Consider the following 16,838-nt stretch of genomic DNA (forward strand, 5'->3'; position numbering starts at 1 on the left):
CCCAAGGTTTAAGAAAAGCACAAGCTTATCCATTCACTAGATTTGTCGTTGACAAAATCAAATTAATCATCGGTATCTACTGTATGGAAAACTTCCCTATGGCTTCTCTCGACACCTTTGCAACCGCAAAATTAGGATTTGACTCCTTAACTGATGCTACCAAAATGGATATCGGAAAAGGTAAATTCTGGTTAACCAAAGATGGAGAAGACTCTGGATTAGCTATCAAAGAAACACACGGATACGAACAAGCTGGATGTAACATCTGTATGGATTACGTTGCTGAATGGGCTGACGTATCAACCGGTTCTGTAGGATCCCCTGACGGATGGTCCACTGTTTTAACCAGAACTGACGATGGTGAATCCATATTTAAAGCTGCTGTTGACGCAGGTTTAATTGAAACCAAACCAATGGATGACGTAAAACCAGGTCTTCCTTTACTTGAAAAATTAGCTAAAGGTAAAAAGGACAAAAACGGTAAAGAACGTGAAAGAAGAGCTAAATTAGGATTACCACTTCCTGTGGAATACTAATTCCTTTTCTTTTTTTCTTTTTTCTATTTTTTTTAATTAAAACTTAAATATAATTTAAATCAATATATTATCAATATTACAATTTTGAGGTGATATTGATGAAAAACAGGATAATTATTTTGCTTATTGCATTTGCATTGATTTTTTCTGTCAATTCTGTTTTTGCTATTGATGATTTGAATGAAAATTTAACAGTTGATGGCGAAACTAATATTGTAGAGGAAATCAATAATGATATTCAATCTCAAGATACATTAACTTCTGATGAAAATGCTGATGAGTTGAGCGCTTCAAATGATGCTGAAATTCTAGGGGATTCACCAGTTTATGTCACAGGTAAAGTAACTAACCGATATAAGGAAGGGGTTATTTATACTGTAACTTTTTATGATGATAAAGGAAACATTTTAAAGGATGCACCAATCTTTTGCGGTGTTGATAATCCTGAATGGGGACAAAATTTAAATACTGATTCAAACGGTATTGTTAAAATTCCACTTCCATTAAGTAACGGAGTCCATAAATTATATTTATGCAGTGAATTCAATGTTGATAATCCTGTTGTGGATAACATTAAACTCTTCAATGTTTTAACCGGCAATAAGAATATCAAGATGTATTATGATGATGGATCCACTTATAAAGTTCGTGTTTTTGATGATAATGGAAATCCAGTAAAAGCAGGACAAAAGGTTACTTTTGCCATTGGAAAAAAGGTATACTACAAAAAAACTGATAAGAATGGTTATGCAAAACTGAAAATACCTTCAAAACCTGGCTCATATGCTATCGGTGCCAGGTATAATGATTATGTTGTAACAAATACCCTTTTGGTTAAACCTGTCTTAAAGCCATTAACATCCTTCAGCGGCAAGAAAGTTAAAAAGACAATCAAATTTAAGGTTAAATTTTTAGGAAAAAATAAGAAAAACAAAAAGATTACTGTAAAATTCAACAAGAAAACATACAAGGCCAAAACCAATAAGAAAGGAGTGGCCACTTTTGTTTTAAAAACACCTAAAAAATATGGTACATATAAGGTTGTCACTTCTTATAAAAAGACAAAAATAACTCAAATATATTCAAAATATTATGCATAATGAAGAGAAAATCTCTTCATTTTTTAATTTTTAAATGGTTGTAACAGTACAGCCCTCTTTTTCAATTATCACGGTATGCTCTTTTTGACTTACAAAGCAACCCTCTTTTTCACGCAATGGTGCATACGGGTAAACCGCCATTGCATCGGATAGCTGTTTTAGGGCAATTGATCCTTTTCTCTCACCAAACTCGTCTGTTATCCATCTGCCTGAAAATGGAACATAAGCATGGTTGTGCTGAATGTACTTCAAAACCCTTTGTGTTGATTTCATCCTGAACGGCTTGTTTGCCATATATGAAAAGATATAATGGCCAGGCGCATCGTTTACAATGCCTTCACCGTTGGTTGCAAATGGTTCAATAGCTATTGCTTGACCTTCTTCCAAAACGTAATGGTCGTGATTGTCATAGTTAGGTATTGAGATACCCGCATGAAGGTTATTTTGCTCTAAACTGTGTCCTGTTAGGTTGAATATTGGATTTAATTTGTATTCTGCGATTGCTTCATGAACTGCTTCGCCGATTTTTGACACTTCGATTCCTGCCCTTGCTGTGGCGATTGCCGCTTCAAGCCCAGCAGCTGAAGCCTCAACTATCTCCTCATGCAAATTAATTTCATCCTGAGTGTAGTTTTCATCAATATTTCCATCAGCTATTACAGTAACTGCGGTGTCTGCAATGTGTCCGTCAATCATTGCGCCTAAATCCAGTTTCACCATGTCCCCTGCATGAATTACGCTTTCATCCCCTGCTGGAGAGGTGTAGTGTGCAGCAACTTCGTTTAATGATACGTTGCAAGGAAATGCTATTTGGGCTCCTGATTTTAAAATTTCACTTTCTACATATTCCACCAAATCAATAATCAATGTTCCTTCCTTAATCATCTTGGAAGCTTCGCTGCGTATTTTTGAAGCAATTTTTCCGGATTCAATATAAGATTCTATCATAAATTTTTACCTTCTCTATTAATACAATTAAATATTTAATTGATAAACTTTATATAATATTTTATATTAGTATATACTATATTTAAATGGAGGTAAAAAAATGGATATTCCTACAATACCTGACCAGATGTTTCTATTGGTAGTCTTATTAATTATTGCTATTGTATTGATTATCATTGTTTTCCAATGGAAAAGCATTTCTAACTCTAAAAATTCAATTGCAATTTTAGAAAAAGAAATTGAGCTTAAAAAAATGTCCATGGTTGAAAAAGACATTGAATCCAAAAGATTAATGGATAATCCTATTCCATTGCCACAGGATCAACAAGACCGTTTATCTGAAATTAGGCAATCCACTACTGAAGCTAGAAGTCGTGTTGGTTTCCTTCACTCTGAAATCAATGAAAGATTAGCAAGACTTGAAGCAGAAACTGAACAAAAGAAATTAGAAAAAATGCTTAAAGAAATTGAAGAAAAAGAAGCAAAACTTCAAAAAATGAATAAGTAGGTGTAATTATGGATGCTACAGAAGTTGTTGCGGTGATAATTTTAATTGTTGCTATTGCAGTTTTGGTCTATTACTATTTGCTTAACAGTCCTGCAACTATGGATAAATTAAAAACTTATGTTCCAACAAGTGCCGATGCACACATGGATGAGGTTTTAAATCAAAATTCTTACAATGATTTATCTAAAGAAGAAATCGCTGATGATAAAGGAGAATCTATGAGCAAAAGAATTAAAGTCAAATTAAGTGACATTGACATGTCCGCTTTAAACACTGATGCTTTTTCAAATAAAATAGATGCATTTTTGGATGCTAAAAGTGATGAATTAATTAAGGATTGGTCTTTAGCAACTACCCAAGATTTAGATGACCTTCAAAATAAATTCTCTGAAACTACTGCAAATGTAGATACCTTAGAAAAAGATTTCAATGAATTTAAAAAGTCATCAGAAGAATTCCAAAAATCTACTGAAGAAAAATTAAATGATTTGGATAAAAGAATAGAATCATTAGAAAATAATTAATTTTATTTTCTTTTATTTTTCTATTTTTGCGAAACATTTATATATTATTTTAATCATAATTAATTATAGTTATATACTATTTTTGTATAGCAGGGTGGGGTAGTCTGGTGAACCCGCAGGGCTCATAACCCTGAGATCCCTAGTTCAAATCTAGGCCCTGCTAATTTTAATTAATATTTTTATGGCAAGTTAAAGACAGCTGCTGGTTTTATACTAAGGAAACTCCGCACATCAAACAAAACTATGGCGTTGAAAAACGTATACTGAGAAGTATGACTCTGGAGCAGAAACGACACGGCTTTTAATGGTAGACGATGATATTTAATTGAGGACATTAAAAGAAACGGTGAAACGGCCATTCCATAGGATGCAAGAGCAAAGATGCCGATAATCATTTGTTGTAGGCAAGGTAGTTCGCTAAGATGAATGCTGTATAAACAGAATGTGGGTTACTCTTAACATGCCATAATATTAATTATTGATTTCTTTTTTTGATGTGATTGTCAACAATTATATATTTAAAGTTAAATATCCATTACTAGTGATTTCTATGAAAAGTATTTTTGAAAGAGAACTGGCCGGAGAGTTGATTTCAACAGATGACCCGGAATATGATAAGATTTTAACAATAATCAAGGAAACAATGAATACCTGCCGTGAACTTAACAGTGGAGTTCACACAGAAGAGGAAAATCTTGAATTTTTAAGCAAAATCATTGGAAAGGAAGTTGACGAATCTGTGTTTTTCATGCCTCCTTTTTATGTTGATTACGGCAAAAACATAACTATCGGAAAAGGCGTTGTCATTCAGCAGCTGTGCACATTCATGGACCGTGGCGGAATAACCCTTGAGGATGGAGTTTTCATTGCTCCGAAAGTTAATTTGACCACATTAAACCATGACTTCAATCCTGAAAATAGAAGCGGAACCTATGCAAAGCCTATACATATCAAAAAGAATGCATGGATAGGAATTGCTGCAACAATTCTTCCGGGTGTAACTGTTGGGGAAAATTCCATTGTAGGTGCCGGCAGTGTTGTTACCAAGGATGTTCCGGACAATTCTATTGTTGCTGGAAATCCTGCAAAATTCATTAAAAGAATAGATGAATGATGAATTGGGGGATTTATGCAAGATAAAATTACATATGAAGATGTAAAGGAATATAATCATCTTTTCACAATAGATCCTTCATTTGTTCTTGAAATGATGGCCCGCAAAAACTCAAATCTGGTTTTGAAATTCAAATCCACAATACAATCTTATATGGACAATTTGGATGATGTTCAAAAAAATAAGCTGGATATTATCTTAAACAGTGATATAGATGAACTTCAATCAGTCATGGATGAAGCCTATCGAAAAACCGGCAAAAGACAATATCAGATTTTGGCCAATCCTAAGTATAAGAGCTTCATTCAGTCCAATCTCTCTGAGCTAAAAGAATTAATTTAGTTATTATTGTTATGGCCAGTATTATGCTCAGGTATTCAAGTGTGGTTATCAGCAGGTTTCCGCTAACCTGGCTGAATCCTGGATTACCGGTTATGTGATTGAAAAAGTCAACTTGAATCATGGAATATGCTCCAAATAGTATAATTGCCGCATCAATTAAATAAATTAATTTCGAATCTATTTTTTTAAAGACTTTTTCTAAATTAAATCCTAGATGTATTCCCAATATTATCAGGCAGACATATGCCAAAATCTTGTGATAGGAGATTATGCTTAAATTGCCTATGTTAAGTGAAGAGAGCAGATATTGGTTGGACAGTATTCCAAATATTGTGGTTAGGCCAAAAACAATAAAAAAACTTATATTAACTATCAGCAATGCTTTTCGTTTGGAACCGTATTTTCCTTTTGGGATTGCCTTTAGATAATTCCTGTTTAAAATTAAATGGATTATCACAAGAATTATCAGCAATATCCCTATTATTTCGTGGATTTCACCAGGCAAATGCACTTTTGAATATTCCAAAAGCATTAATAACAGCAATAGAATATCCACAATAATTTTTTTCATTTAGTAACCTAATTCTTTTAACCATTCAATAGTTTGCAGTTTTCCATCATCGCTTCTTGCGGTTTTACCGTCTAATGCAAGGCCGTTTGTTTTGACTGTTGCTTTCGATAGTTTTTCCTGGATTGTTGTGTATGTTCCGGCATCTCCTGATTCCTCATGTGTGTTGAATGGAATCACGGTTTTTCCGTCAAAGTCATATTTCCTCAAGGAATGTGTACATTATCATAGGAAGGTCTCCCCACCATATCGGATAACCTACAAATATTGTATTGTAGCTATCAAAATTATCAATTTTATCAGTAATCTTTGGTCTTGCGTTGTCCTCCTGTTCTTTAGATGCAACCTTTGTGCATTCATCATAATTGTCAGGGTACTTATCTATAGGAACTATCTCAAAAGAGTCACATTTCAAATATTCCTTGATGTATGATGCAACCATTGCGGTGTTCCCGACCTCGACATTGCCCACATTATAGTTTTCGCCGGTTCTTGAAAAGTAGACGACCAATATATCGCTATCACTATTGTTGTTGTTCAATATATCGTTTGCAGCGGTTTCAGCATCGCTGATTGCTGTAACTTCAGATATTCCCAATCCCAAAACGATTAGAATTATTGTAAAAAAGATTAATTTTGTTTTCATTGTATTCACTTAAATATATGTTGATAGTTACAACAATATATAAGTTTTCTTTAAAAAATAGAATAAGTGGGACTATTCTAGTTGAATAGTCCGCCTAAAAATCCTTGAGCCTGATCAGTGGTATTGTTGAATACTCCTGATACTTCGGTTTGGTAACTGTTTATGTCGCCTTGCACGTTCTGTATTTGCTCAATACTGTCTGCAAGGTTTTCAATATCGCTGTTTGTAATGTTGATATTGTTGTTGATAGTGTAGTTATTGATAATGTTCACTATGGTAGTGTGATCTGTAACATTATTGACTTGAACTTCTTCTTTTACATCATCAACAAGCTTTGACAATTCATCAGCATCAACATCTGAGTTTTTAACGATTTCCGCTTGGGTGTAAATCTCATTGTTCGCTGCTTCTTTGACTGTGTCTGGAATTTCCACATCGGTCACTACTTCATAGGAATTCATGATTCCTGCAAGTGCGGATTCACCGGTAGCGGATACTGGACTTGTTACATAAACGTGTCCTGCTGTAATTCCTGCTGATTTTAAAGCGGAAAGGTACATGTCTCCGGTTATTGTTGTGATTTTTGATTTGTCAACGCTCACTTCAAGATTGTCATTTTCATTCAAATCAACTAATGCTGAGGAATAGATTTGACTTGAAGAGTAGGTTTTACCGGTAATTGTACTTGAAATCTTGTTTACTTCAGAAGCGGTAATTATTTTTGAATCAACGTTTTTTAAATCAACGCCTGCTTGATTTTTAAAGAAATTGTCAACAGTATTTTTATAATCTGCATTTGTGTGAGTTGTCTCACCATAAGTTATGACAGCCTGACTATTATCGTTAGCTGAAAATCCCACTGGAATTAACATTCCGATAAGGATTATTGTTAAAACAATCATTACCTTACGCATATTATCACCTCTAATCTTTGGTAAATTTTATTTGGTCTATTAAGTATTTAAATGTATCTTATTTGTGTATACTTTATTTTATTAAACCCTAATTATGGTGTAGTTTAGTTAATTTTATATGTTCTCAAATCAAATTTAAACTTATAGTGAAAAAATTGATTTTGCTATGTTTCTTAAATCGGGCATGAAGGAGGTGAAAAGACGAAAATTGATAATAGATTGTTATTCGCATTAATTATTTCAATATTGCTTATATTTTCTGTAGGTAGTGTATTTGCAGGAGATAATGAAACAATATCTGATGTGGTGAGTGCTCCAAGTGAGTTAGAAGAAATAACGCAAGAACATGATGTTACTGAAGTTCAATCTTCTCAATCAGATGAGGGAATGCTTGAGGCAAATAATAATGTAATTAATGTTCACGTATATGATTCTTTTAACGAAACAGGCAAAACATGGACTGAGGATGGAATTGAGTTAAAAGGGGCAACCGTAAAGTTATACGGCTCCCATAATAATTTGATTTCAACTCAAACAACAAACAACAAAGGTATTGCAACATTCACTGGAGTCGGCTCTCAAAAATATAATTTGGAATTTACATATTCTACATATGATCCTATCAAATTAGATGTTGATTGCACTAATCAGGACGGTAAGACTTTAACTATTGATAACGTGATGTTTGTTCCGGATATTTTATTATTAGTGGATTATTCATCTCACAACGAAAAAGTGGACGTGTTAATGAATATGTCAAGGCGTATTGGATTCATCAGTACAACCAATTTTGATGAGTCAAGAGCATGGCTGGCGGAATGGGCTAAATATATCCACATTGATATGTTTGCTGAAAATTCAGCTTACAATAAATTCACAGCATCATATCTAAAACAATTATTGTCAAATTCTCCGGCAAACAAGAACTATAAAGTAGCATATACTTTTGGTACTTACACTCAAGAGATATTGAATGCAACTGGTTTACATATCATAGGTGCTAGTGAAAGCAATAATACTTATGATACCATTGAAAATACCTACATCGGTTCTTATTTCCAAGCGGAAGATATTAAAGATTCTGATGTTTTACAAACAAACATGAAAAATTACTTTGATTATGTTCGTTACCTGATTGAACCGACTAAATACTCCAATCCGACATTGACTGCAGATGGAATTCCTCTTATGAGTCCTGAATGTGGTTTTTACCACCCGGACATTGGAATGCTCACTCTTCTTCCAAGTTCTGATTTGATTCATGACTGGATTACCAATGACCCAGGTTACACTAAAACCCAAGACGGCAGTTTAAACTGGATGAAGTTTGAATATGAATACTGGGTAGAGCATACATTGAATCCTAAGGAATTATTCAATAAATTCGAAGAACAATTAAAAACCAAATTGAATCCGGACAAAAAACTCATAGCTATTGCTACTTACTATTGTGGCGGAGACGTTGTTGATTCATTAATAAGAAGCTATGCTGCAAGTGGTAGAACCGCTTTTAACGTGTTTAAAACAAGTACCACTCCTTCCATGTCTTCTATATTGAATAGAATCACAAATGCCTCAAAAATAGGCATTTCAACAATTACTTCTCTATATAGTTGGTCTTTAAGTTATGCTAATGGTTCAGCAGAACCTGATTTATCTGAAATAGATTTGGCAGTTCTTAAAGGGGTAAATGAAATCTCAGAATACAGTTACAATTCAGATTTAGGTCCGCAGGTCGAATGGACATATGCTGTAACCTTCCCAAGTTTCGAGGGCGTGTATGGTCCGGTTATCTTATCCTACGTTGATGGTGAGGGTAAGACTCATGTAATTCAATCTGGTGTGGATAAGATGGTCAAGTTAAGCTGCGGATGGGCAGATTTAAAGGATTTAGATAATTCCGATAAGACAATCGCAATTGTATTGTATAACTATCCGCCTGGAAAGGCAGAGATTGGTGCATCTTATCTGAATGTAACTCAATCCACATATGATTTGATTGTTAAGTTATATGAGGCGGGTTATGATACTGGTGGAGACATCAGACAAAAAATGACCGCAAGAGAGCTTGAAGACATTATCTTTAAGATGGGTAACAAGGGTTCATGGGCATACGGTCTGTTAAGGCAGTATGTCGAGGATAATTATGATGAGTTGGTAAAGCATCATCAATTGATCTCAACAAGGGACTTCCGTAATCTTGTAAAGGACATTCCTCAACATCTAATTAAAGAAATGATTGATTACTGGGGAGCAGGTTTAGGTCCTTCAATGGTATATAATGGAACCGATGAGCAGTACATGGTCGTTCCGGGAATATGGTTCGGTAAGGTATTTGTCACTTTCCAGCCAAGTAGAGGATGGGAAGAGCTTAAAACAATTGAGAATTACCACGACTTGACCCTGCCTCCGACACAGTACTATGTATCCTATTATAAATGGTTGGATAAGACCGCTAAAGTAAATGCTATAGTGAATATGGGAACTCACGGAACACTCGAATGGCTGCCGGGTACAAACCTTGGTGCCAATGAAGGTGACTGGACCTTTGAGTTAACATTAAACCCAACATTATATCCATATATTGTATCAAACCCTGGGGAAGCTATGGTTGCACGGGATAGAATTGCAGCATTACTTATAACTCACATGACTCCTGCAATGGTTACTTCCGGTCTGTATGGTAATTATACTGTATTGAATAACTACATCAACTACTATAAGGATCAGGTAAAACTTAATGTAACATCTAATGCCGAAGAGTATAAGGCCAAGATTTTAAAATTGGCTCCAACTTTAGGCTTTAGAAACTTCACAGGAGAAAATGAGACATTCCAGGAATGGATAGATGACTTGCACTTGTATCTTGAAGCAATGGAAGATGATTTCATCACCTACGGTTTGCACACTCTCGGTAAAATACTGACAGGAGATGAACTTGCAGAGGAAGTAATGACCATTACATCATCTCAAACAAAAATCTACAATTATGTAATGGAGTATTTATATCCTGAATTAAAGGGCAAGAATTTCAATGATGATGTTCAGGGAAATATTGAATATTTGGCTCAGGCCAGTGCCATTAAGCAATTCCTATTGAACTATATTTCTCAATTGGTTAACGGTTCATCTGTAGATGAGCTCACAGGCAAATATAATATAGCTAAAGGCTCATCATTATACAATGCAACTGCATATGCTGCACAAGTGATAGTCAATATTCAAAACAACAATGAATGGAATGCGATTTTCACTGCATTGCAGGGAGGGTATGTTCCTGCAGGATTGTTTGCAGACCCTTCATATGGGGATTCAATTCCAACCGGTTATGACGGTTATGCGTCTGACCCTACAAGGATGCCTTCAGAGTCAGCTTATGAGTCCGCTGTCAAAATCGTGGATTTATTGCTTAGCCAATACTATGAAAAACACGGCAAATGGCCGGAATTAACTTCATTGATTTTATGGGGTACTGAAATTTCAAGGACTGAAGGAATCGGTGTTGCCGAATTCTTATACTTCCTCGGATGCAAACCGGTGTGGGCTGACAACGGTAAGGTAATAGGTGTTCAAAAACTTCCATTGGAAAAATTGACCGTTAAATTGTCAAATGGCACAGTTCTAAACAGGCCTAGAATTGATGTGTTTGCAAGCATCGTTACAAGCAACAAGGATTGGCTTAACTGGATGTTGACTGCTGTAAAACTTGCAGCATTTGCAGAAGGTGAAAATGAAACAAACAACTATGTAATTAAGCATTACAATGAAAATCCAATGCTTGACCGTTTATTTGGTCTTCCGGGTAATGTGCTTGAAGGAACAGGTATGTCAACACTTATACCAAACACTGCGGACTGGGAAAAATCCACAGTAAATGAAGTATTGATGGACATATACCTTTCAAGAGTTTCATTCTCATGGACAATTGATGATGACGGCAATATTGACATTAAAAATCAAAAGGAAAACTTCAAGTATCTGCTTGGTAAAACTGATTTGATTACTCAAAACTTTGACAGTACTTGGAGACTCTTCGATTCAGACGATTACTATGACTGGTTCGGTGGATTATACAATGCTGCAAACATATTAAGAGAAAGAAACGGTTTGTCTCGTCCGGATACTGCATTTGTAGATATCAGGAACAAAAACAAATATGTTGCAAGAACCTATCAGGAAGAAATCGAGTATGAAAGTAGAACAATGCTTCTAAACCCTAAATATTACATGCCGCTCATTACCGGTGGCGGATCTGGTATGAATGCATATGCTGCAAGATACCAGAACATGTTCGGTGGTTTGACCGTATCCAATGAACAATTGGGTAAACAATTGGGTGAACAAATGTCTAATGAATTATTAGGCATGAGCGGATACATTGATGGAGCAACCTCTTCATTCGGTTATCAGACTTCCCTATTGTGGATGGTTTACTTGGCTGATCAGGGAACTTGGGACGGTGATGCAAGCACAGTTCAAAAGCTTATTGACGAGTACATGAGACAAGTTATTGAATATGGTGTTGCATGTTGTCACCACACATGTAAAAACCTGGCTTTCAATGCTAAAATTATTCAAATGAGTTCTCTAACTCCTGCTCAAAAGGCTAAGTTTGCAGAAATCCTGGCTCAAGCAACAAACACTGACCCATTATATCAAATGCCTGACGAAGAAGGAACTTCCGGTGACAATAGTGGTTCCAATAGTGGATCCTCTAATAACAATGGTCAGGACAGTTCAAATGCACAGCAATTGGCAAACGGTACATCCCAAGACAAATCAAGTAGTAGTGATGGAGGAAATACAGGATTCGGTGCAGATGCTTCTCCAAGTGGTGATGCAAAATCTGCAAGTGAATCTGCAAGTGACGCTTCATCTGCTTCAGCAAGCAGTGCTGGTGAATCCGGCAGTAAAGCTTATGAATTGTCTGAGCAGTCAGCGGCTAAATCAGCTAGTGCAACTGAATCAAGCATGCCAATATTTGTTATTATTGCAGTGCTCATCTTAATTGCAATATTCCTTGTGGGATATGTAAGAAACGATGAAGATGAATATGATGATTATTAAATTAATCATCTATTTTTTACTTTTTTTATTTTTTTAGAAATTTTTAAATATGCTTTATTTTCATAAATAATAATATATTAGATTATTTTTCAATTTAAGTTAAATAATCAATAATTGAATTTAATGTGAATGAGGTATAATATGGTTAAAAAAATTAATATTTTACTATTTTTATTGCTGGTAATAGTATCTATCGGTGCTGTGAGTGCAGCTGATGACTTAAATGATACTGTTCAATCTAGTAATGAAGTTATTTCTGATTTGGATGAAATTTCCTCAGATGAAGTTAATGCCTTGGAAGTTTCAGAAAATATGTATACGGTAAATCAAAGCAATTATAATACTTACTTTAATAATAATGGCGAATCAACATCTTCCGTTAAAAGTGGAGATACTCTCTATATTGATGGTGATTTTTCCAATAAGAATTTTACATTCAGAACTCCTGTAAACATTGTTGGGAAAACGGATAATAATTTGCAAAATTGTATTTTTACATTTTATGAGGGGTCATCTGGAAGTAATATTTCAAGTTTAAACATTGCCAATACAATTAATTATCATTATGGTATATTTTTGAACGGTGCTAGTAAATGTTTAATCACAGGATGTAATATAGTAAACAAGGGATTATCCTCCTATCCGATTTGTGTTGCCAATAATGCTAATTACAATAATGTTACAGATAATTATTTAAAAGCATATGGTATAAGAGAAGGATATGCTACTTGGTCTTTATTCCCTTTAGTTGTTAGTGGGGCTCATTATAATTATATTGCTAATAATAGGATTGAATGTCAGGATGCAAATGGTATTTACTTGTCCAGTTATTCAGGAGGTCCATTGAAAGGTGGTGATTCTAATTTTAACATGATTTATAATAATACTGTGCATTATAATGTTTTACCTACTTCATGGTCTTGGGGTATTCAGATGATGGGGTGGAATAATACTGCAAAAGCCAATAAGGTTATTGGTGCATATTTAGGTATATCAGGTTCTCAAAACAGTATTGTAGTTGATAATACTATAATTAATATTACTGGAGCTGATTATAATCATGTGGGTGTTGAAATTGGTGGAGATGGAGCTATTTCAGTCTCTAGAGGATCTATCGTTCGAAATAACACTATAATCAATGCAAAAGTAATGACTACTGGTGCAGGAATTACAGTTTCTGATGGGTGTACAGTAGAAAATAATAACATTGAAGTAAAATTGAATGGGGTTGGAATAGCGCCAACAGGCACTGGCATACTTATTAAAAACAATACCTTAACTGTTGAAGGAGGGGCAGGTATAAGCAATTATAATGGAGGTATATCTTCTGTTAATAACATAACTATTATCCAAAACAATATTGTCAGCAAATATGGTGTTGGTATTTCAATTAAAAAGACAAGTTCTAAAAACAGGCCTAAAAATATAATCATCAGATCCAACACAATAAACACTAACAATTCTATTTCAATCGATGGTAAAGATATTGATCCATCCTCCCTTTGGGATATAGATTATAATAATATTATAAATAAGAAAGCAATTGTTTCAACTCCTGAGGGGGAGTATGACCCATCTAAATATTATTACAATTATAAAGGAACTATTCATAACATCACTCCTGAAAATTATGAGGATTATATAGACAATAATGGGATAATGAAGGGTTCAAAAATTTCCGATGGTGATATATTATCATTCTCAGGGGAATTTTCAAATAAATTCATTTATGTGAATAATGCAGTGAAAATCACAGGAAATAATCCTACATTCTTTAATACTACATTCAGAGTATCTTCTGGTGGGGTCTGGATTGAAAATCTAAATATTGTCAATAATCGTTGTGAAAGAATTAATGCATGGGGACTACTTATTTATAATGTAACATCTGTAACCGTTCTTAATTGTACAATAGATGTTTATGATCCAAATGCGGCATATACTATTTACGTTTTGGAATCAAATGAAATAGATATAATTAATAACACTTTGTCTTCAGAAGGAAAGTATTTAACTTACACTATATTAGCACATACGGTTTATGATTGTAAAATAATAGGTAATACTATTTTTACTAATGGAACAGGGGAAGTTTATAAATTTGAAGGTGAACATTGTCTGGAAGGTAATTCCGTTTGTACTGATGGTTCAACTGTTTGTACTGATGGGTCTACTGTCTGTACTGCAGGTAATTCAATTGGCGGTAGCCATGTTTTAAAAGAGGTGTATAGAACTTACGGTATCCTGATGGTTTTCTCATCTGATAATACTGTTTCTAAAAATAATGTTAGAGTCACTTCAAAATTAAATAAAACTTACGCACCCGCTAATTCAACAAACTCTATTGTGGGTATAGATTTATATTATAATAGTCATAATAATGTTTTCTCTGAAAATGAGGTGACCGTTTGGGGTAATGATAATTATCTTTATGGAATGGGAGTTTTAGGTTATTATACAACAATGACTGCTCCTTTAGGTCAAGGTGCGGAAAACAACGAATTTTTAAATAATAATGTTAATGTTAAAGGATATTATTGTGCTGAAGGAATTATTATAGGTTCCTCATCAGAGAATACTGTAGTTGCTGGAAATGTCATAGATGTGAGCTCCGCATTAGTGGTTTATGGTATCACTTTGGAAGTGTCTCAAAAATCTACTGTTAACAATAATCATATCACATTAAATTCTGAGGTTATATATGGAATTGAGGCGTTTGACTCAAGTAACAACGTACTAAATAATAATGATTTAAAAATCAATGCAAAACAAGCTTATGGTATTGTAATGTCTAAGGGGAATTATAATGAGATAAATTCAAATATCATATTAATCGAACTTGAAGATGATTCTACTGTACAGAATGTTTCTGTTAAACATTCAGATCAAATAAAACCTGGAATTGCGGGAATTTGTCTTCAATCTGTTTCATTAAATAACACTATGATTGATAATAATATAACAATTTCAAAAGGCTATGTAATCAATATGGATGAGGATGCAATTAATAATTTAATCTCAAATAATTATTTGAACTCTACATTAGGCACTGGAAACAATGCTATAAACTGTACAGAAAATAATACTATTGAAGACAATTATGTGCATTTGGTCATCGGAAATTTTGAAGATGTCAATATCAAATACTTTGAAAATGGTACTTTAATATTCAAAACAGATGATGAGAATCTAAACGGTGCAAAAGTCGAATTCATTGATTTAGATGGAAAAATAATTAATGTGACTGAGATTTCTGAGGGTATTGCCTCATTTACATATGATTTTGATAGATTGGAACCAGCTTTATATCCATATTATGTAAAAATATATAAAGAAAATTATAAGGTCACCACTTTGGAATGCCTAGTTGAAATAAGTGATGGTGATTTGATTGTATCCGTTAAAAATATAACCGGAACCTTTGGGCGTAATACAAATTATTTTGCTGTCGTTAAAAATATTTTGGGTGAAGGAATAGCAGATATTGTCGTCGAATTCTATGTGGATGATGATGGATATCCAGTTTATGTCGGTAAGGCCACTACCGATAAGGATGGTATTGCATCCCTCACAACTGAACTTCCTAAGGTTTATGGTGAAAATCCTACAGTTTTAGCAAAAATCGATAACCCATATCATTTCAATCCAACATCTGCAACTGCTAATGTAAGTGCAATTTGGTTGGTTGATACTAAAATTGTAATTAACAGCAATATTTATCCAAAAGGCAATTTAGCTATATTGAAAGATAGTAACGGAAAAGTTTTAGCTAATAAACAAGTAACTATTTTAATAGGATCTGGAAGTTATCAAGTTTCTACTGATTCAAATGGAATTATCACAATGCCTTCAATTTCAAGAGGAAACTATGTTGTGTCTGTTTCATTTGCGGGGGATGATGATTACTATGATTCTAAAAACAGTGCAAAAATAACTGTTTTACCATCCATATTTGAGAATAAAGACTATTCTGTCTATTATGGAAACACTATTAAATACAAGGTTCGTGTTAAAGGATCTGATGGTAAATACAGTGCAGGAAATCAGGTAACTATTAAAGTTAACGGCAAAACCTATAATGTCAAGACAGATAAGAACGGTTATGCAACACAGGCTTTAAAACTAAAATCTGGATCTTATACAATCACTGCAGAGTTTAATGGGGATAAAGCTTCAAATAAAATTACATTTAAACCAACATTAACTGCTAAAAACATAGTTAAGAAAAAAGCTAAAAAAATTAAATTCTCAGTCAAAGTAGTCAACAAAAATGGCAAAGCTGTTAAAAAGAAAAAAGTAACCTTTAAGATTAAAGGTAAAAAATACACTGCTAAAACCAACAAAAAAGGTGTAGCTACTGTATCAATCAAGAATTTGAAGATTGGTAAGTTTACCATAACCTCAAGCTATGGTGGTTGCACAATTAAAAATACTATTAAAATTAAAAAATAAAGATTTTTAATCTTTATTTTACTTTTTTTTCAATTTTTCTTTAATAACTTTTAAATATATTTAATCTATATATTCTTAATTATAGTCAAATAATTAACTAACTGTCATATATTTCAGAC

The 16,838-nt window shown here is 33.8% G+C and carries 13 protein-coding genes, 1 tRNA gene and 1 other RNA gene; 10 read left to right on the forward strand and 5 right to left on the reverse strand.

What is annotated here, in order from left to right:
• The coding region (locus tag IJ258_RS07940) for a Coenzyme F420 hydrogenase/dehydrogenase, beta subunit C-terminal domain (protein ID WP_292805496.1) at positions 1 to 536 on the forward strand (536 nt) is incomplete at its 5' end.
• A gap of 98 nt (positions 537 to 634) precedes the next feature.
• Positions 635 to 1,636: a hypothetical protein gene (locus IJ258_RS07945; protein ID WP_292805499.1), complete on the forward strand. Its 1,002-nt coding sequence runs from the start codon at positions 635 to 637 to the stop codon at positions 1,634 to 1,636.
• Positions 1,637 to 1,666: 30 nt separating this feature from the next.
• On the opposite strand, the gene map is transcribed toward IJ258_RS07945, so the two are convergent.
• Positions 1,667 to 2,584, reverse strand: coding sequence for a type II methionyl aminopeptidase (gene map / locus IJ258_RS07950; RefSeq protein ID WP_292805502.1), 918 nt, complete (start codon positions 2,582 to 2,584; stop codon positions 1,667 to 1,669).
• Between the two features lie 100 nt (positions 2,585 to 2,684).
• Here map and IJ258_RS07955 point away from each other — a divergent pair, with 100 nt between their 5' ends.
• The 6 genes from IJ258_RS07955 (at position 2,685) to IJ258_RS07980 (ending at position 5,072) form a co-directional block, all read left to right on the forward strand.
• Entirely contained in the window at positions 2,685 to 3,092 is a 408-nt protein-coding gene (locus IJ258_RS07955; protein WP_292805505.1) for a hypothetical protein, read from the forward strand.
• 8 nt (positions 3,093 to 3,100) lie between these two features.
• Entirely contained in the window at positions 3,101 to 3,616 is a 516-nt protein-coding gene (locus tag IJ258_RS07960; RefSeq protein ID WP_292805508.1) for a hypothetical protein, read from the forward strand.
• A gap of 88 nt (positions 3,617 to 3,704) precedes the next feature.
• Positions 3,705 to 3,779, forward strand: a tRNA-Met gene (locus tag IJ258_RS07965).
• 21 nt (positions 3,780 to 3,800) lie between these two features.
• Positions 3,801 to 4,080: RNase P RNA component (gene rnpB, locus IJ258_RS07970), an RNA gene on the forward strand.
• An 86-nt stretch (positions 4,081 to 4,166) separates the two neighbouring features.
• Complete coding sequence (locus IJ258_RS07975) at positions 4,167 to 4,730, forward strand: sugar O-acetyltransferase (protein ID WP_292805510.1); 564 nt, start codon at positions 4,167 to 4,169, stop codon at positions 4,728 to 4,730.
• A gap of 15 nt (positions 4,731 to 4,745) precedes the next feature.
• A complete protein-coding gene (locus IJ258_RS07980) occupies positions 4,746 to 5,072 on the forward strand; it encodes a hypothetical protein (protein ID WP_292805513.1) in 327 nt (108 codons plus the stop codon).
• On the opposite strand, the gene IJ258_RS07985 is transcribed toward IJ258_RS07980, so the two are convergent.
• From IJ258_RS07985 to IJ258_RS08000, 4 genes are all read right to left on the reverse strand, one after another.
• Positions 5,032 to 5,643 (reverse strand): hypothetical protein, encoded by a 612-nt coding sequence (locus tag IJ258_RS07985; protein WP_292805516.1) that lies wholly within the window; start codon positions 5,641 to 5,643, stop codon positions 5,032 to 5,034. The two genes, IJ258_RS07980 and IJ258_RS07985, sit on opposite strands and share 41 nt — an antisense overlap.
• Entirely contained in the window at positions 5,644 to 5,850 is a 207-nt protein-coding gene (locus IJ258_RS07990) for a hypothetical protein (protein WP_292805519.1), read from the reverse strand.
• Complete coding sequence (locus IJ258_RS07995; protein ID WP_292805522.1) at positions 5,837 to 6,286, reverse strand: flavodoxin; 450 nt, start codon at positions 6,284 to 6,286, stop codon at positions 5,837 to 5,839. Before IJ258_RS07995 ends, IJ258_RS07990 begins: the two co-directional genes overlap by 14 nt.
• Before the next feature lie 77 nt (positions 6,287 to 6,363).
• Entirely contained in the window at positions 6,364 to 7,200 is an 837-nt protein-coding gene (locus tag IJ258_RS08000) for a DUF1002 domain-containing protein (RefSeq protein WP_292805525.1), read from the reverse strand.
• Positions 7,201 to 7,443: 243 nt separating this feature from the next.
• Between IJ258_RS08000 and IJ258_RS08005 the strand changes: the two genes are divergently transcribed.
• The gene (locus IJ258_RS08005; protein ID WP_394355656.1) at positions 7,444 to 12,267 is read left to right on the forward strand and encodes a cobaltochelatase subunit CobN; all 4,824 of its coding nucleotides are present in this window, start codon (positions 7,444 to 7,446) and stop codon (positions 12,265 to 12,267) included.
• 141 nt (positions 12,268 to 12,408) lie between these two features.
• Positions 12,409 to 16,719 carry an Ig-like domain-containing protein gene (locus IJ258_RS08010; RefSeq protein ID WP_292805530.1) on the forward strand — a complete coding sequence of 1,437 codons (4,311 nt, stop codon included), beginning with the start codon at positions 12,409 to 12,411 and terminating at the stop codon, positions 16,717 to 16,719.
• Positions 16,720 to 16,838 lie beyond the last annotated feature (119 nt).

Origin of the sequence: Methanobrevibacter sp. (assembly GCF_017468685.1) — an archaeon.
In the GTDB taxonomy this organism is placed as follows: Archaea; Methanobacteriota; Methanobacteria; order Methanobacteriales; family Methanobacteriaceae; genus Methanocatella.